The organism is Acinetobacter equi (genome assembly GCF_001307195.1).
In the GTDB taxonomy this organism is placed as follows: Bacteria; Pseudomonadota; Gammaproteobacteria; order Pseudomonadales; family Moraxellaceae; genus Acinetobacter; species Acinetobacter equi.
The window spans coordinates 3004145-3022712 of sequence record NZ_CP012808.1 but is presented as its reverse complement, the minus strand read 5'-3'; the positions used below and the strand labels follow the sequence as shown (position 1 = coordinate 3022712).

Below are 18568 nucleotides of genomic sequence, written 5' to 3'. Positions count from 1 at the left end.
AATTATGTGTATAAAAGAGAGATAAAAATGAAAACAATTGGATTAATTGGTGGTATGAGCTGGGAATCATCAGCATTGTATTATCAACGTATTAATCAGCTTGTACATGAAGCTTTAGGTGGATTAAATTCTGCAAAAATAATATTTTATAGCGTGAACTTTAAAGAAATAGAGCAATTACAAAGAAATGAAGAATGGGAGCGTGCAGGAAATGAACTTGCTGTAATTGCTAAAAAATTAGAAGATGCAGGCTGTGATGCAGTTGCTTTATGTACCAATACAATGCATAAGGTTGCACCTCAAATTTTAAGTGCTATCAATATTCCTTTTTTACATATTATTGATGCTGTAGCAGCTGAAATTCAGCAGTTAAAATTAAAAAAAGTGGTATTGCTTGGTACAAAATTTACCATGGGACAAGCTTTTTATATTACTTAACTTATTAATTTTTGAATTGATGTTGTTGTACCTCATTTAGATGATCAATTAATTATAAATAGAATTATTTACGATGAGCTTTGTCAAGGCATTATTAATTCTCAATCTAAAGAAATATATAAAACAATTATTCAAAAGCAGATTGTTTCTGGTGCAGAAGGTGTCATTTTAGGTTGTACGGAATTAGGTTTAATTGTGGATCAAGCAGATTTTAATATTGCAGTTTTAGATACAACTGAAATACATGTACGAAAAATAGTAGATTTTATTTTGCAATAATTTTTTAAATTCTCATGATTATATTTTATATAAAAAAGCCCAACAACTTTAAGTTATTGGGCTTTTTGAAGACTAAGTTAAATTAGCCTTCTTGTTGAATTCCAGCAACTAACCAGTCTTGGCTTGAACCAGCAGGTTTTACAAAATGCCAAACTTCAGTAAATGGTTGAGGTAAGCTGTTTAAGTCTTCACTCACTGTACCTGTAAAGCGTACGCTTACAATGTATTGACCATTTTCATTAGCAGAATCTGCAACCATTGCATTTAAGTTAGAAAATTCAGCAACATCTTGATCTTGGTTTTCCATAATGTCGTTATACATTGACTGGTAAAGATCAGGTGTTAAATAACGCTGAATTTCTGCAATGTTACTTGCTGTATTCATTGATTGAATATGGTTAAAACGCTGACGAGCAACACGTAGGAATGCAGCAGGTTCAGTACCATCTGGTAATTGGCTGCCGCTGTTCGTATAAGCAGTGCCAAAAGGAGCATTGTTTACAGGAGCAGTTGCATTTGAGCCACCTACATTTTGACCAAAAATATTGGTGCCGTCATTAGAAGGACGACCAGTAGGTGGTGTTTGACCAAACGGTGCTTGTTGCGCACCGCTATTTGGCGCATAAGGATTGTTAGAAGCTAGTTTTTTTTTTGCTCCGACTTTGCGGAAGATAAAGAAAGCAACAGCAGCGATTAATAGAATCCATAACCAGCTTGGAATACCACCTTTTTCTTCCTCTTGTGCTTGTACAGGCGCTTGAGCTTCACTTGCTGCATTTGCAGGTTTGTCATCTGCTAAAGCATTTGCAGCTACAGCACCAATAGCAGCACCGGCTACACCAGCAGCAACCATACCACCTACACCAGGACCTGATTTTTGTTGAGCAGGTGCAGCTGTAGGTTGTTGAGCAGGAGCTGCTTGACGAGGTTGTTGGTATGATTGAGATGGCGCTGCAGAGCGACTCATACCGTGACTTTTACCGCCACCAGCACGTTTTGCTTCTGCTGCCAAAGGAGCTACCAATAATGCCGCTGTTAAAATACCGGCAATAAAACCACGCTGTCGAACTTCCATTAAATTTTCCTGTCGAAGTAAATCTTGTTTAACTTCTATATTTATATAGGCTTTGATTAAAATTTCAATAAAAATTTGTATATTCTTGCAACTCAATATATAAATTTGTCTGAAAACAAGGTGTCAAAAAACGTGAATATTACTCACATAAATTGATGGCTTCAGTTAATGCTTCATGCAATCTTGCAACGGCAATAATTTGTACACCAGCGATCTTTTTTTGAGGTGCATTGGCCCTAGGGACAATAATGTATTTGAAACCATGTTTAATGGCTTCTTTTAAACGTTCTTGTCCATTCGGTACAGGGCGAATTTCTCCTGATAACCCAACCTCACCAAAAACAGCCAGTTGCTGTGGTAGTGCTTTGCCTCTCAAGCTTGATGCACATGCTAGAAGTACAGCCAAATCTGAACCTGTTTCGGTAATTTTTAGGCCACCGACCACATTTACATAAACATCTTGTCCTGATGTTTGAACACCACCATGACGATGCATAACTGCTAAAAGCATATTCAAACGGTTTTGTTCTAAACCTAAAGCAACACGTCTTGGTTGACCATGTGCATCATCAACTAATGCTTGTACTTCTACTAAAAGGGGGCGTGTACCTTCACGGCTAATCATTACAATTGAGCCGGGTATTGCTTCATCATAACGACTTAAAAAAATAGCTGAAGGATTGGCAACTTCTTTTAGACCTTTGTCAGTCATACCAAATACACCTAATTCATTCACTGCACCAAATCGGTTTTTAACAGCACGAATCATTCGGTATCTAGAGTCTGATTGTCCTTCAAAATAAAGAACACAATCGACCATATGTTCTAAAACACGAGGTCCTGCTAAAGAACCTTCTTTAGTGACATGTCCCACAATGAATAGCGCAGTACCACTATTTTTAGCATAGCGAGTTAATAGTGCAGCTGATTCACGAATTTGTGAAACACCACCTGGAGCAGATTGTAAAGTTTCGGTATATAACGTTTGAATAGAATCTAAAATAGCTACGGCAGGGCGAATTTGCGCTAAAATTTCACATATGCGCTCTACACAAGTTTCAGCCATGACTTTTAAATGGTCAGTAGGTAAGTCTAAGCGTTGTGCACGTAAAGCGACTTGAGATAATGATTCTTCACCTGTTACATATAGGGCAGAGCTATTGGCTGAAGCCATATGAGTCGCAGTTTGTAGCAAGATAGTTGATTTACCAATACCAGGATCACCACCAATCAGGACGACAGATCCAGTCACTAAACCGCCACCTAATACTCGATCGAATTCGCTAATTCCTGTTGCTAAACGTGTTTCATTTGAAATAGAAATTTGATTCAGTGTGGTAACAGCAGAAGCTTGCCCTGCATAACCACCACCCATTTTAGGTTGAGCACGATGCGTAACGGCAGGTGCAATGTTGACTTCAACGAGTGAATTCCATTCACCGCAATCTGTACATTGTCCAGCCCACTTAGGATGATCTGTACCACATTGTTCACAACGATATACTGTTTTTGCTTTGGCCATATTATTTTAAAAGCAGATAAAATTTATATACAGCATACAGCTGAAGTTGTTTTTTATGAAAAAAAAATCCTGAAATGTTTTTATAGATTGAATATATTTACTTTTATTTTTCGCAGGAAAAATGTCTATTTTAGTGACTATTGTGATTAAAAAACAGGTGGTTTTCTTGTAAAAAAATAATATAAATCAGTTGTTAATGGTTTAATCAATGTTAACTGATAATTAATCGATTTGTCTAAAAGATAAATAGGATTGACTATGAAATACGTTTAAAAGGGAGGCGTAAAATCATCATGGTCGATACTTTTTATAATCCTGTGACTACATACTTTGGGAAAGGATCTCTTTGTAAATTAAAAGAGTTAACTGAAAACGAGACAGTAACTTTGGTTACTTTTCCTGAAGCTGAAAGTTTAGGGTTAATTGAGAAAATTAAGCTGTTATTGGGAGATCGGTTGGTTCATATAATTCAAAATGTTCAACCTAATCCTGATGTAATTCAACTCAAAGAAATATATGAATATTTTTGGGAGAAATTTGAAGATTGCGATACTGTTCTAGCAATTGGTGGCGGAAGTTCAATTGATACAGCAAAGGCACTTATTGTTGGAACAGAATCAAAAAAATTTGAAGAGTTACTTGAACCTTTAGTAACAGGGAAAAAGTTTACACCTACAAAATATAAAAAATTAATCGCTGTTCCAACGACTGCAGGAACAGGCAGTGAAGTAACACCTTGGGCAACAATTTGGGATAGTAAAGAACAAAAAAAATACTCTTTGCATTTGGATTGTACATGGCCAAAAGTTGCAATTATTGATCCAGATTTAATGTTAACTGTTCCTAGAGCAATTACAATTTCAACAGGCTTAGATGCTTTATCACATGCTTTAGAGTCTATTTGGAATGTTAATTCAAATCCAGTTTCAGATATTTTTGCAATCTCTGCTATTGAAGATATTTTGGATTGTTTACCTAAATTATCTCAAGATTTATTGAATGAAAATTTACGTTCAAAAATGGCATTAGCAGCTTTAAAAGCAGGGATTGCATTTTCGAATACAAAGACTGCGTTAGCTCATTCGATTTCTTATGAGATGACATTGAGGTATGGATTAGCCCATGGAATTGCATGCTCATTTACATTGCCTTATGTATTAGGACTTGCTTGGGGTAAGAGTAAATCAAGAGATCAAATCTTTAAAAAAATGTTCGGAAATAGTTTAGAAGATGCTCAGACACAATTATTGAATTTCTTACATAGCTTAGATGTTAAAACAGAGTTTTGTGATTATGGGGTATATGCAGACGAGCAAATGGAGATGATCAATTATGCGATGCAAGGAGCACGAGGAAAAAACTTTATAGGAGTTTCTCTTTCTTAAAAAGCATTATCTTGTAGGAAAAAATAAGAGGATCTTTATATTTTCCTATTTATAAAGGATTTGCGCGTATTTATATAATAAGGATAAGAATCATGGAACGAACACAATATTCAATACCATTAGCTGATAATAATACACCAGCATTTCGACGTGCACAGTGGAGAATGTTATTTGCTGCAATGTTTTGTTATCTATTTTTTTATACAGGTCGACAAACATTTGGTTTTGCCATACCTGGTATACAAGCAGAATTTGGGTTAAGTAGTGCAGCTCTAGGATGGATTTCTGCAAGTATGTTGTGGGCTTATGCTATTGGGCAAGCAATTAATGGAAATTTGGCGGATAAATTTGGAGGCCGCCGTATTATGACAACAGGAGCAGTACTTTCCTGTGGTGCGAATTGGATTGTAAGTTTTGCAAGTGGTTTTTTTAGTTTAATTATTCCATGGGCTGCAAATGGATATTTACAAGCTCTAGGTTGGGCACCAGGAAGCCGTTTACTTTCAAATTGGTGGGGTGTTTCTGAACGTGGAAAAGTATATGGATTTTATGTATTTGCAGCAGGTTGTGCATCCATTTTGTCGTATGTAACTTCTGTTGTTGTAATTGAAGTTTTTCAGTTGGAATGGAGATGGATTTTCCGTTTACCAGTTTTACTTATGTTGGCAGGAGGTATTTTATTTTTCTTTGTTGCACGTGAACGACCAGAAGATCTTGGTTTTAAACCGCTAGAAAATACTGGTGTTGCAAATGAAGAAGATAAAGCTCAAGAATTAGCAGGTGATGTAGAAGAAACATCGTGGCAACGTTATAAAGCAATATTAAAGAATGTAAAGCTTTTAATTGCGGCAGTGTCATTAGGATTTCAAAATGCGGCACGTTATGGATTGATTATTTGGGTTCCTGTGCATTTTTTAGGTTCGAATTGGAAATCAGGAGATGCGGGGATTGATCCTATCTGGATTACCGTTGCATTACCAGTTGGAATGGCTGTTGGTGCACTAACTAATGGATGGGTTTCTGACAGATTATTTGGATCGAAACGTTATTTAGCCATTATTCTTTATATGGTTTTAGGTGCTATTACAAGTTTATGGATGTGGACACTTCCTACATATAGTTCTGTTGCAATTGGTGCTTTATTTTTATGTGGCTTCTTTGTCTATGGTCCAGCCTCTAGTTTTTGGGCATTGTGTCCAGATTTAGCAGGTGCTAAACGAGCAGGTACTGCAACTGGGGTTATGAATTTTGCATCATATTTATTTGCAGGATTGGCAGAGCCACTAATTGGTAGTGTATTAGACATGACAGGTAATACATCTCTAATTTTTATGATTGTGACGATTGCCTGTGCTTGTAGTGCTTTTGTTGCTTTGTTTGTAAGACGATAAAAAAATCAACATTTAGTTTTTATGGAGGGAATTGACTAATGCATCAATATCATAAGTGGTTACGTTCATTTTATGCTGTGGCTTATAAAGGGAGTTTTACAACAGCAGCTGAATATTTGAGTATTGGTCAACCCACGGTCAGTGAACAAGTCAAAGCATTAGAGAAAGTATTTAAGGTTGAATTATTTCATCGGAATGGAAATACGGTTGAAATGAGTTTGGCTGGACAAAAATTATATGAAATAGCAAAACCATTATTTAAGTTAGAAGAGGAGGCAATTCATTTACTACAAAGTTTTCAGCAGAAAAAAGTAGGGATGTTTCGCATAGGTGCAGTTTCTCCACCTATTGCTATGGAATTGACGCATGAATTAAGGATGCAGTATCCGACAATTGATTTTAAAACATCATTTTATTCTGCAACTGAGACAATTACTCGGTTACGAAACTTTGATATAGATATTGCAATATTGGCAAGATCAAATTTTGAAGCGGATTTATATACACAAGTTTATAAGCGCTATCCAATTGTTGCTGTAGTTCGAGAAGATCATCCTTGGGCAAAGGAAAAAGAAGTTTTTCTTGAACAACTTCAGCATGAGAAAATTATTTTAAGGGAAGAAGGATCTCAAACTCGTGTCCAAGTTGAAAATATATGTCACGAACGAAACATTAAATTAAATAGTGTTATGCAAATGAATAGCCGTGAAGCAATTTTCTATGCAATTGCACAAGGAAGCGGAATAGGTTTTGTCTCTGAAATAGAATTTGTCGACATGCTAAATCTTCAGCCAATTAAGTTTACTGGTCATCCTTTTTATATTGAATATCGCTTGTGTTGCTTAAATTTAAGAAAGGATCGTCAAATGATATCTGAAGTATTTCAGCATTATGCAATAGATTAAAAATAGATCGTTTTAATGTGTTTAAATGGAGTTTTTTATGAAATATGATCAACCAGATCAATTACAAGCAGTAATTTTAGATTGGGCAGGGACGGTGGTGGATTTTGGTTCATTTGCACCTACCCAAATTTTTGTTGAGGCTTTTCGTGAGTTTGGTATCGAGGTTTCTTTAGAAGAATCACGAGGTCCTATGGGAATGGGGAAATGGGATCACATTCGGACGTTATGTAATATTCCTGAAATTGCAGAACGATATCGTGAAAAATTTGGTCGACTTCCAACTGATGATGATGTGACGGCAATTTATAATCGATTTATGCCCTTACAAATAGAAAAAATTGCAGTACATTCTGCTTTAATACCAGGAGCCCTAGATACTATTTCCAATTTAAGATCTAAAGGATTAAAAATAGGAACTTGTTCTGGATATCCTAAAGTTGTTATGGATAAAGTTGTAGAGTTAGCAGCTCGAAATGGATATGAACCAGACTGTGTTGTTGCAACGGATGAAGTTCCAAATGGACGTCCTTATCCAGCTCAATCTCTACAAAATGTAATTTCATTAGGTATTAGTGATGTTGCTGCATGTGTAAAAGTTGATGATACATGGCCTGGTATTTTGGAGGGACGAAGTGCTGGAATGTGGACAGTTGCTTTAACGTGTTCTGGAAATGCTTTAGGATTAACCTATGAGGAATATAAAAGGTTAGATGAAAATAAATTGAATGAGGAGCGTCTTCGAATTGAACACTTATTTGAGGCATCTCGACCACATTATTTTATCGATACGATTGCAGAATTACCAAATGTTATTGATGACATTAATGAAAGATTGAAGCGTGGTGAGATGCCACAAAACTATTAATTTGGTAATTAAAGTTAAAAACCGACTTGATGCTTCAAGTCGGCGTATTTATGATTCAATGAAGTGACTATTTATTAATATGAAATTATATTTTAGTAGAGTTCGCCAGATTTTCGTTTCGCAATAAAGTCTTTAGATTCTTTTGCAATCACACCTGAAAGCAATAATAAAGCAATTAAGTTTGGTACAGCCATCAGTCCATTAAATATATCAGCGAATAACCAAACAAGATCGAGTGTTGCTACACATCCAATAAAGACAGAGATGATATAGATAATGCGGTATAGCAGAACGAACTTTTCACCTAATAAGTAAGAACAGCATTTTTCACCGTAGTAGCACCAACCTAAAATAGTTGAATAGGCAAAGAAAACTACACCAAATGTAACAACCCAACCACCAAAACCTGGTAATAGTTGGTCAAATGCTTTTGTTGTGAGTACAGCACCTGTTGAATCACCGAAAGAATTTCCTGCGATAATAAAGCCCATAACTAAAACAATGCCCGTAATTGAGCATACAATGATGGTATCAATAAAAGTACCTGTCATTGAGACTAATCCTTGTCGAGCAGGGTGATCTGTTTTTGCAGCAGCTGCCGCAATTGGTGCAGACCCCATCCCAGCTTCATTAGAAAATACACCACGAGCAACACCGTAACGAATTGCAGCACCAACAGCTCCACCAGCAACTGCTTCACCTGTAAATGCATCTTTAAAAATGAGTTCTAGTGCAGGCATTACAAGTTCTAAATTATTTAAAATAATAATTATGCCACCAGCTACATAGCCAATTGCCATAAATGGAACAATAATGGATGAAGCTTTAGAAATTGATTTAATCCCGCCTAAAATAACCAATGCGGAAAAAACAGTAATTACAATACCTGTAATCCAAGTGTCGATATGTAGGCTATGTTCCACAGTAAGAGCAACGGTATTGGATTGAACTGAACTTCCAATACCAAAAGAAGCAAGCGTACCAAAAAGAGCAAAAATAATGGCTAACCATTTCCATTTTAAACCACGTTCAATGTAATACATTGGACCGCCAGACATTTCTCCTTTTTCATTTTTTATTCGATATTTAACCGCTAAAACCCCTTCACCATATTTAGTTGCCATTCCAAATAGAGCAGTCATCCACATCCAAAATACAGCACCTGGACCACCTAGAACACATGCTGTTGCAACACCAGCAATATTACCCGTTCCAATTGTTGCAGAGAGTGCTGTCATTAATGAAGCAAATTGTGAAATATCACCTTGTTGATTTTTTTCACCTTTATGTTTGCTAAAGACTTGTTTAAACGCTAAAGGCAACATCCTAAATTGCCAAAACAAAAGGCGGAAAGTCAGGAAAATCCCTGTACCAACAATGAGTACAAGCATATAAGGACCCCAGACCCAACCGCTTAATGTTTCCATAAAAGATTGTAAATTTTGCATAGTTGATTCTTCTTTTCATCCTGATTGTTGTGATGGCTTAATTTTTTAAGCAATCGTTGTGCCATGATTGGCAATCCGTAAAATTATTATTCATATCAAAATTTATAAGATTATTTTTTACACAGTTTAACTTTGCTTTCAAGGTTTTTTATATTTTATGTACAAAAAAAGAACGACTTAAATTGAGATAATAGATATAAGAAAAATGAATTAATTTCCATAATTAATTGGAATTTCAATAACAATTAAATTTTACTTTTGAATTTCGTGCGTTTTGCGTTAATTTGTCGCACTTATTGCGTGAATGGTGAATGAAAGAGTGTCAGATCGAGAAGTTAATTCGCCTGCTGAAAAAGGTGAATTAGAAAGAAGTTTATCTAATCGACATTTACAGTTAATTGCGATTGGTGGGGCAATAGGTACAGGGTTGTTTATGGGGTCTGGTAAGACCATCAGCTTAGCTGGACCATCTATTGTTCTGATATATATGATTATTGGATTTATGATTTTTTTCGTGATGCGTGCGCTAGGCGAATTATTATTATCCAATCTTGAATATAAGTCGTTTATTGATTTTAGTTCTGACTTAATTGGTCCTTGGGCAGGGTATTTTGTCGGTTGGACATATTGGCTATGTTGGATCACCATTGGTATAGCAGATTTATCAGCAATTATTTATTACTTACAGTTTTTTAATGGTGGACTACCTTTTTCTCCAGAAGAAGGTGTAATGATCAGTGTTGCTTCCATTATTTTTATTATGGGGCTGAATCTAGTTACAGTAAAATTGTTTGGTGAATTAGAGTTTTGGTTCTCCCTGATCAAAATCATTGCAATTATTGTCTTAATTGCTGTTGGTTCTTGGATGATTTTTACTGGATTTACTTCAGATGCAGGGCATGTTGCATCCTTTACTAACCTATGGGCTTATGATGGATTATTTCCTACAGGTGCATTAGGATTTTTAGCAGGCTTTCAAATTGCAATTTTTGCTTTTGTTGGGGTAGAGCTTGTAGGTACAACTGCTGCTGAAACAAAAGACCCTGAACATAACTTACCGAAAGCTGTAAATTCAATTCCTATTCGTATCATTATTTTCTATGTATTGGCATTGTTGATTGTTATGTCTGTAACACCTTGGAATGCAATTGATCCGAGTATTTCACCTTTTGTAAATTTGTTTAGTCAGGCGGGTATTGCTGCTGCTGCGATTATCATGAATTTAGTGGTGCTTTCTTCTGTAATGTCATCTATGAATAGTGGAGTTTTCTCTACAAGTCGAATGTTGTTTGGTTTGTCTCGAGAAAAGCAAGGTCCGCAAGTTTTTGGACGATTAAACAGTCGTGCTGTACCTGCTAATGCATTATATTTTTCAGCATTATGTTTATTGTGTGGTGCTGCATTACAATATTTTGTACCTGATGCGGTGAAGGCATTCACATTAGCAACGACACTTTCAACTGTATTTTTTATTTGTGTATGGTTGATGATTATGTGGAGTTATATTGTGTATTACAAAACACGTCCAGAATTGCACGCAAAATCGAAATTTAAATTGCCTGGTGGTTTGGTCACTTGTTGGGTTGTGATTATTTTCTTTATCACAATGATTTATGTTTTGTCTTTAGAGGCAGATACCTTCCAAGCGCTTAAAATCAGCCCAATTTGGTTTATTATTTTATTAATTTGTTATTTTTGTTTTTATAAAAAGAAATAATATAAGATTTAAACAGAAAAACGTCAGTTAAAACTGGCGTTTTTTTATCACAAAAGCTAATCTTTGGCGTTAAATACTTTGGTCACGTTCGTGATCACGTTATACTTTCTCAATAATATTATTATAGGTGGTCAGATGCGTTTCGCCATTTGCTGCATGAGTTTATTGGTTACAAGTAGCGTACTTGTAGGTTGTGGTCAAACAGGAGCATTACAGCTACCGAACGATCCAACTTACGATAAACGCTCAAAATACTTGATATATCCTGATGCGAAAAAATCAAATCAGCAAGAACAGCAACAAGATGTGTCTGTTCCATCTGCTGTGACAACACCAGTTTCAGAAGCTATCGTTACTGAATTTTCAACTTCAACACCATAATTGTTCAACGAAAGGGATACATTCATGAGTTTTACCCGCATTAATGGGGTTTTGCATGCCGAGCAATGTTCATTACAACAGCTTGCGCAGCAATATGGCACACCACTTTATGTTTATTCAAAAGCAACATTTGAAAAGCATTACTTAGATATGGATCGTGCTTTTAGCTTTATCGATCATCAAATATGTTTTGCGGTAAAGTCTAACTCAAATATTGCGGTATTGAATGTATTAGCGAAGTTAGGTGCTGGTTTTGATATTGTGACTGGCGGTGAATTAGCACGTGTACTTAAAGCAGGTGGTGATGCATCTAAAATTGTATTTTCAGGTTTAGGTAAAACAGAAGTTGATATTGAGACAGCGTTAAATGTCGGTATTGCATGTTTTAACGTGGAATCTTATGCTGAACTTGATCGTATTCAAAAAGTTGCAGCGCATCTTGGGAAAAAAGCACCTATTTCTTTGCGTGTAAACCCTGATGTAGATGCTAAAACGCATCCTTATATTTCAACTGGCTTAAAAGAAAATAAATTTGGGATTCCTTCAGATACTGTATTTGAAACTTATCAATATGCAGCATCATTGCCTAATTTAGATATTGTGGGTATTGATTGTCATATTGGTTCTCAATTAACTGAAACACAACCTTTTGTTGATGCACTTGATCGTGTCATTGTGATGATTGATCAATTAAAAGCTTTAGGAATTGAGCTTAAACATATTGATATTGGTGGCGGTTTAGGTGTGACTTATAAAGATGAAGTTCCTCCTACAGTTGAAGAATATGCCAATGCTTTAAAACCTGCTTTAGAAAAATTAGGCTTAAAAGTTTATATGGAACCCGGTCGTAGTATTTCTGCAAATGCTGGGGTATTACTAACGAAAGTTGATCTACTTAAACCAACAAATCACCGTAACTTTGCCATTATTGATGCGGCAATGAATGATTTAATTCGTCCTGCTTTATATGAAGCTTGGATGGATATTCAAGAAGTAACACCACGAACAGATACAGAAAAAAAAGAGTGGGATGTTGTGGGTGCTATCTGTGAAACTGGTGATTTCCTTGGAAAAGAGCGTCAGCTTGCTATTCAAGAAAATGATGTGTTGGCGGTACTTGGTGCAGGTGCTTATGGCTTTGTCATGAGTTCTAATTACAATAGTCGTGGTCGTGCAGCAGAAGTGATGGTTGATGGTTCTCAGGCTCATTTGATTCGTGAACGCGAAACAATTGAATCACTTTGGGAACGTGAACGTTTATTACCTTAAGGATGAATTCGAGATGTTATTAGAATTTACAAAAATGCATGGTCTAGGCAATGACTTTATGGTGGTTGATTTAATCAGCCAAAAAGCATTTTTAGATACCTTAACGATTCAACGTTTAGCAGATCGTCATTTTGGTATTGGTTTTGATCAATTATTAATTGTAGAACCACCTGATGTTCCAAATGCTGACTTTAAATATCGCATTTTAAATGCAGATGGTTCTGAAGTTGAACAGTGTGGTAATGGTGTACGTTGCTTTGCAAGATTTGTACATGAACGCCAATTAACTACAAAAACTAAAATTAAAGTTCAGACAAAATCGGGTATTGTAGAACCAGAACTTGGTGCGAATGGCTGGGTTCGGGTAAATATGGGTTATCCTAAATTTTTACCACAAGAAATTCCATTTGTGGCAGAAGATGTAGAAAACTTATATGACATTGATTTATCAAGTGATGAGCAATTAACAATTGATGTTGTGAATATGGGGAATCCACATGCGGTGACAATTGTACCAAATGTGATTTCAGCAGAAGTTGCAAGAATAGGTCCAATTGTTGAGTCTCATGAGCGTTTTCCACAACGTGTGAATGTTGGTTTTATGCAAATTGTGGATGAAAAACGAGCACGATTGCGTGTGTTTGAACGTGGTGTAGGTGAAACATTGGCGTGTGGTACAGGGGCTTGTGCTGCGGCAGTTTCAGGTATGCGCCGTGGATTATTATCTAATGCTGTCGAGGTCGAATTGGCTGGTGGTAAACTTCTGATTGAATGGCGTGAAGGAGAGGTGGTTTGGATGACTGGTCCAACAGCTACTGTCTATCATGGTCGCCTCGACTTAAGTTACTTTCAAGCTTAATTCTAAAAAAGCTGAATAAAAAAGCCCTAATTGATTAGGGCTTTTTTTTAACCATACAAAAATAAATATAGGAAAATAAAATGAAAGATAAAGATGATGAGAGAAAACTCGAAGAAATCTTAATACATGCTGTACATGAACCAGCGTACCGACCTGAGTTTTTAGAGAAGTTACTTGAAGCAAATATTTATTGTATTCAATATGATGTTGAAGAGCTTACGGAGAAATTTCCTGAAAAAACATTCAATAATAAACAATCTATTTCTTTAAAAGTTTGGGATGATCCAGAATATGGGCATATCATTCCTTTTTTTACTTCAGTGGAAAAATTAAGAAAAATATCGAATGAGAATTTTATTTGCTTACCATGTCGAATTTTATTTGAAATTACCTTGGGTGCTCATTTAATTTTAAATCCTGAATCAGAAGCGATTAAAGAATTTTATCCTGATGAAATTAGAGGCATTTTATTGGGAGATTATAGTCAAGTATTAGAAAGTTATGAAATAGAGGGAGATTCAATATTTTTAATGAAACAGCCAGATATATATCCAGAATTTATGGTTGGGCAATTAAAACATTTTTTTTCAACAGAACTTCATATTATTGCAGCATATTTGGCGCAGATTTACGATAGTGATATGAGTGAGATACCATTTTTATTGATAGGTTTAAAACTCGATCAGCATTTATCTATGTATTATATTGATGAGCTACATCGTAAAATTAGCCAAATTGCATATGCATCTTTAAAAGAAAAAATTGAAATTAACTTGGTACATTTAGATTTAGAGGAAGATGAAATTAATCGATATTTTAGAGAGGAAATAACACCATTTTATATGCGAACTGAAGAGAATAAACCGCGTTTTTTTGATAAACTATTTTCATGAAAAAATTAAAATTTTTGTTGAATCATGGAGAAAAGTAAAATGCAGCATACGACTATGCAATTACTTTCCATGTGGTTAAAAGAGCGAGAGATACAGAATCAATCTAAACATACACTAAGTGCGTATGAAAGAGATGTTGCTGATTTTTTAAACTATTGTGAACAGCAAAATATTCCATTACAAAGCATAGAAACTTCAGATTTAAGAGGTTATTTAGCATTTAAAGTCGAGCTTAATCAATTAAGTTCTAGTAGTTTACAACGTATGTTGTCAGCTATTCGTCAGTTTATGAAATGGGCTGAACAAGGACAATATTTATTGTTTAATCCATCAGATGATTTTCAATTAAAGCGTCAACCTAGACCTTTGCCTGGGCTGATTGATATTGAAACAATTCATCAAATACTTGATCAGCCCGATCCTGAATCTCCAACGCAACAACAACTTTGGGTCAGGGATAAAGCTATTTTGGAGTTACTATATTCTAGCGGGTTGCGTTTATCGGAAGTGCAAGGGCTAAAAATTAAAGACATTGATTTCACTCGCCAATTATTAAGGATTACAGGTAAGGGTAATAAAATGAGAGTAGTTCCATTTGGAACTAAGGCAAAAGATGCAGTGATGGCATGGTTGCAAATTTATCCTTTATGGAATGGTGATTTTGTACCCGAGGCACAGATCTTTATTACTCAAAAGGGAAATCCATTAGGTGTAAGACAAATTGAAAATAGAGTGAAGTATCAAGCACAGAGAGCAGGTGTTGGTGTAGATTTACATCCACATCTCTTGCGTCACTGCTTTGCAAGTCATATGTTGTCAAATAGCAGAGACTTAAGAGCAGTACAAGAAATGTTGGGACATAGTAATTTAACGACAACTCAAATTTATACGCATGTTGATTTTGATCATTTAGCACAGGTATATGATCAAGCACATCCTAGAGCACATTTTAAAAGTGATAGTTGAAAGACGGTAAATTTTTATTTAGATCATTTTTTTTGATTATGATGGTAATTTGAACTAATGTAGAATAAAAATAAAGCAACAGTTAAGGTATAAGAATTGCTTAATTGAAGAATTTATGACATGAGCAATGTAAATATTAAAATATTTTTGGTTCGCTAAATTGTTATTGAAAGATAGATATTGAAAAACAAGGTTAAAAAATGATTACGAATATACAGCAAAAATATGATCAACTTACACCAACACAAAAAGAAATCTTTGCCGGTTATGGGCTTAGACAAGTTAAACATTTTGTTGAAGTTAATCTTCCTACAATTCAGGCTACTCTTCCTGACGGTGCACATGTAGAAGGAATTAATGTTGAAGGTAAGTTGCAAGCGAGGAATCCTAATAATCAGAAAACATATATTTGGATTTCAGATAAACAGTGGCAAGAAAAGCCTGTGTCAATGCAAAATATAGATTTAAAAGAAGATTTTATTGCTGTCTGGGAAGTTTTTCATTTAGAAAAATATAACCTGATTGATTTAAGTCATGTTCATCGTGATTTTTTAGAAAGTTTGCAGAAAGAAAATGCTTAGGATGAATTTATTAAATTGAGATCACTTCATTTAGCTTGAAATGAATTGTAATCATCAGTTTCTTACTGAATTTTTTAGTTTTTTGATTTTAAAGTTCTCCCTCATTTATTTTTAAATGAGGGATTTTCATAATATTAAAAATAAGGAGATTTTTATAAATCTTCTAGAGGTAGTTGAAAACTCTGTTTAATAATTTGGCTAGGTAAATCTGTTTTTACACTGGTAATACCATTTTTCTTGGTTAGATGTGTTGATTGAAACTTTCTATAACTTTCTAAATCGGGCACCACCACTTTCAGCATCGCATCACATTCACCTAAAATAATATAGCACTCCATCACTTGAGGAAGCTCTTTCATTGCTTCAATAAAAGTATCAATCGTTTCGGCATCTTGCCCAATGAGCCAAATACGAGAAAAAAGGATCAGTTTTAATCCAATTTTTTGAGGATCAACAATAGTTGCATAGTGTTGAATAACACCTGCTTCTTCTAAAATTTTGACTCGTCTTAAACATGAGGAAGGTGAAAGCCCAATCTTATCTGCCAATTCATTATTTTGAATTCGTCCATGGATCTGTAAAGCACGAATGATATTTTTATCAATTCGATCAAGCTTTATTGAAATAGAGTTTGGAGATTGTTTCATAAAATAGAATTAAATTCTAAAAATAGCTCACTAAGTAGAATATTTGAAATCCTATTTTAAGTAAATTAGAAGATACTATTTTCTGTTTTTTGTTATACAGAAAGGTAAAGGAAAATGTCTGTATTTGTACTCTTCGCACTGACCGTGATCCCACTTATTTTTACACCAGGACCAGATATGTTATTTATTTTGTCTCAAGTGATGGGGAAGAATGCAAAAGCTGGCATTATGGCAACAATAGGTGTGTGCTGTGGTTATTTAATACATTCTATTCTTGTTGCACTCGGCATTGCGGCAATTATTGTGTCATTCCCAATTCTATTTGAAACTATTAAATGGTTAGGAATTGCATATTTACTTTTTCTTGCATTTGGTTTGTTTAAATCTGTATTGAGCAAGAAAACACTTAAAATTGACAATAAGTCTGTATCGAATCCAATTAAAAAAGGATTTTTTACTGCACTGTTAAATCCAAAAGGTATGCTGATTTATTTTGCCATTTTGCCGCAATTCATTAATAAGTCTGAGAATACTGTCATTCAAGGTTTAGTGTTGTCTTTTATTTTTATTGCTTTATGTTTCATTGTTTATAGTGCTTTAAGTATTTTGTGTGCAAAATTATCACAACGAGCACAAATTAATGAACGTCGCCAAAAATGGATAGATGGTTCTTCAGGTGGCTTATTGGCATTAGCTGCAAGTTGGTTGATTATTAACTAAAAAATAAGTGTAAATAAAAAAAGCCTGTATTTATGCAGGCTTTTTTATACATGCTTGAAAGAGAAAGATGCGAAAATACATAAAATTAAGGTTCGCTATTTCTCTTAAATGACGAATATAGATAGATAAATTGATTTTATGGACGATAAGTTATTTAGAAAAAATGATATAAAACGCGTTATACATAAGTTCTTTTGATGTATTAAATAAAATAAAAACATAATAAAAATCAATAGTTAAAATTGTTTGAAAAGTGTCCTAAATGTTGATAAATGTGTCCAAAATAAACAAAGTGAACGTAGGGTTCAGTTATTTTTACGCTTTTTTATAGTTCTTTAGTTAATTGTGACTTGACCGAAATGCCATACGCATTGCAAGATAAGGTACCTAAAAAATTTTAAGTGAAGAGTTACTCTAATTCTTCTCAATATTTACTTTTGCTAAAACAGCCGAGGATTACATGAAGGCTCTTGTTGCTGTAAAACGTGTGGTTGATGCCAACGTTAAAGTTCGAGTTAAACCGGACAATAGTGGGGTGGACCTTACTAACGTTAAAATGTCAATTAACCCATTCTGTGAAATCGCAGTGGAAGAAGCGGTTCGTTTAAAAGAAAAAGGAACTGTTTCAGAAATCGTTGTTGTTTCTATTGGTCCTAAAGAAGCTCAAGAACAAATTCGTTCAGCGATGGCACTTGGTGCAGATCGTGGCATTTTAGTTGAAGCTGATGATAGCCAACTTGGTGCTTTAGAAGTTGCTAAAATTTTAAAAGGCATTGTAGATGCTGAACAGCCACAATTGATTCTTCTTGGTAAGCAAGCAATTGATGAAGATTCAAACCAAGTAGGTCAAATGCTTGGTGCTTTACTTGGTGCAGGTCAAGGTACTTTTGCATCTGAAGTTAAAGTTGAAGGTGATAAAGTTCAGGTTACTCGTGAAATTGATGGTGGTTTACAAACTGTTGAACTTTCACTTCCAGCAATTATTACGACTGACTTACGTTTGAATGAGCCACGCTATGCTGCGCTTCCAAACATTATGAAAGCTCGTAAAAAGCCGCTTGAAACTAAGTCTCCTGCAGACTACGGTGTAACTGCTGCAACTAAACTTAAAACAGTTAAAGTTGAACCACCAGCAGAGCGTAAAGCTGGCGTACAAGTGAAATCTGTTGATGAGCTTGTTGAAAAATTAAAAAATGAAGCGAAAGTGATCTAATACAGAAGGATAAA

17 protein-coding genes and 1 pseudogene are annotated in these 18568 nt (G+C 35.0%); 14 read left to right on the top strand and 4 right to left on the bottom strand.

Annotated features, from left to right (window positions below; translation table 11 throughout):
- Positions 1 to 27: 27 nt before the first annotated feature.
- Positions 28 to 717, top strand: a pseudogene (locus AOY20_RS14220) (aspartate/glutamate racemase family protein).
- An 82-nt stretch (positions 718 to 799) separates the two neighbouring features.
- Here AOY20_RS14220 and AOY20_RS14215 read toward each other — a convergent pair.
- Both AOY20_RS14215 and radA read right to left on the bottom strand, forming a co-directional pair.
- Positions 800 to 1792 (bottom strand): Tim44 domain-containing protein, encoded by a 993-nt coding sequence (locus AOY20_RS14215; RefSeq protein ID WP_054582485.1) that lies wholly within the window; start codon positions 1790 to 1792, stop codon positions 800 to 802.
- Positions 1793 to 1931: 139 nt separating this feature from the next.
- Positions 1932 to 3314, bottom strand: coding sequence for a DNA repair protein RadA (radA, locus tag AOY20_RS14210; RefSeq protein ID WP_054582484.1), 1383 nt, complete (start codon positions 3312 to 3314; stop codon positions 1932 to 1934).
- Positions 3315 to 3607: 293 nt separating this feature from the next.
- Between radA and psrA the strand changes: the two genes are divergently transcribed.
- The 4 genes from psrA (at position 3608) to phnX (ending at position 7860) form a co-directional block, all read left to right on the top strand.
- Positions 3608 to 4699, top strand: coding sequence for an iron-containing alcohol dehydrogenase PsrA (gene psrA, locus AOY20_RS14205; RefSeq protein ID WP_054582483.1), 1092 nt, complete (start codon positions 3608 to 3610; stop codon positions 4697 to 4699).
- Positions 4700 to 4791: 92 nt separating this feature from the next.
- Positions 4792 to 6090, top strand: coding sequence for an MFS transporter (locus AOY20_RS14200; RefSeq protein ID WP_054582482.1), 1299 nt, complete (start codon positions 4792 to 4794; stop codon positions 6088 to 6090).
- A 38-nt stretch (positions 6091 to 6128) separates the two neighbouring features.
- Entirely contained in the window at positions 6129 to 6995 is an 867-nt protein-coding gene (locus AOY20_RS14195) for a LysR substrate-binding domain-containing protein (protein ID WP_054582481.1), read from the top strand.
- Positions 6996 to 7032: 37 nt separating this feature from the next.
- Positions 7033 to 7860, top strand: coding sequence for a phosphonoacetaldehyde hydrolase (phnX, locus tag AOY20_RS14190; RefSeq protein ID WP_054582480.1), 828 nt, complete (start codon positions 7033 to 7035; stop codon positions 7858 to 7860).
- A gap of 92 nt (positions 7861 to 7952) precedes the next feature.
- Here the strand turns inward: phnX and AOY20_RS14185 are convergent, their stop codons facing one another.
- Positions 7953 to 9308, bottom strand: coding sequence for an alanine/glycine:cation symporter family protein (locus AOY20_RS14185; RefSeq protein WP_054582479.1), 1356 nt, complete (start codon positions 9306 to 9308; stop codon positions 7953 to 7955).
- Between the two features lie 304 nt (positions 9309 to 9612).
- On the opposite strand from AOY20_RS14185, the gene AOY20_RS14180 reads away from it, so the two are divergent.
- The 7 genes from AOY20_RS14180 to AOY20_RS14150 all read left to right on the top strand — a co-directional run bounded on the left by AOY20_RS14180 (position 9613) and on the right by AOY20_RS14150 (position 15974).
- Entirely contained in the window at positions 9613 to 11025 is a 1413-nt protein-coding gene (locus AOY20_RS14180; RefSeq protein WP_144424789.1) for an amino acid permease, read from the top strand.
- A 135-nt stretch (positions 11026 to 11160) separates the two neighbouring features.
- Positions 11161 to 11406, top strand: a complete 246-nt coding sequence (lptM, locus tag AOY20_RS14965) for an LPS translocon maturation chaperone LptM (RefSeq protein WP_054582477.1) — start codon at positions 11161 to 11163, stop codon at positions 11404 to 11406.
- A gap of 24 nt (positions 11407 to 11430) precedes the next feature.
- A complete protein-coding gene (gene lysA, locus AOY20_RS14170) occupies positions 11431 to 12675 on the top strand; it encodes a diaminopimelate decarboxylase (protein WP_054582476.1) in 1245 nt (414 codons plus the stop codon).
- A gap of 13 nt (positions 12676 to 12688) precedes the next feature.
- Positions 12689 to 13534, top strand: coding sequence for a diaminopimelate epimerase (gene dapF, locus AOY20_RS14165; RefSeq protein ID WP_054582475.1), 846 nt, complete (start codon positions 12689 to 12691; stop codon positions 13532 to 13534).
- Positions 13535 to 13614: 80 nt separating this feature from the next.
- Positions 13615 to 14427 (top strand): enhanced serine sensitivity protein SseB C-terminal domain-containing protein, encoded by an 813-nt coding sequence (locus AOY20_RS14160; protein ID WP_054582474.1) that lies wholly within the window; start codon positions 13615 to 13617, stop codon positions 14425 to 14427.
- 39 nt (positions 14428 to 14466) lie between these two features.
- The gene (gene xerA / locus AOY20_RS14155) at positions 14467 to 15393 is read left to right on the top strand and encodes a site-specific tyrosine recombinase/integron integrase (RefSeq protein WP_054582473.1); all 927 of its coding nucleotides are present in this window, start codon (positions 14467 to 14469) and stop codon (positions 15391 to 15393) included.
- A 200-nt stretch (positions 15394 to 15593) separates the two neighbouring features.
- A complete protein-coding gene (locus AOY20_RS14150) occupies positions 15594 to 15974 on the top strand; it encodes a hypothetical protein (RefSeq protein ID WP_054582472.1) in 381 nt (126 codons plus the stop codon).
- A 152-nt stretch (positions 15975 to 16126) separates the two neighbouring features.
- On the opposite strand, the gene AOY20_RS14145 is transcribed toward AOY20_RS14150, so the two are convergent.
- Positions 16127 to 16621, bottom strand: a complete 495-nt coding sequence (locus AOY20_RS14145; protein WP_054582471.1) for an Lrp/AsnC family transcriptional regulator — start codon at positions 16619 to 16621, stop codon at positions 16127 to 16129.
- 114 nt (positions 16622 to 16735) lie between these two features.
- Here AOY20_RS14145 and AOY20_RS14140 point away from each other — a divergent pair, with 114 nt between their 5' ends.
- Complete coding sequence (locus tag AOY20_RS14140; RefSeq protein ID WP_054582470.1) at positions 16736 to 17341, top strand: LysE family translocator; 606 nt, start codon at positions 16736 to 16738, stop codon at positions 17339 to 17341.
- Between the two features lie 460 nt (positions 17342 to 17801).
- Entirely contained in the window at positions 17802 to 18554 is a 753-nt protein-coding gene (locus AOY20_RS14135) for an electron transfer flavoprotein subunit beta/FixA family protein (RefSeq protein WP_054582469.1), read from the top strand.
- Positions 18555 to 18568 lie beyond the last annotated feature (14 nt).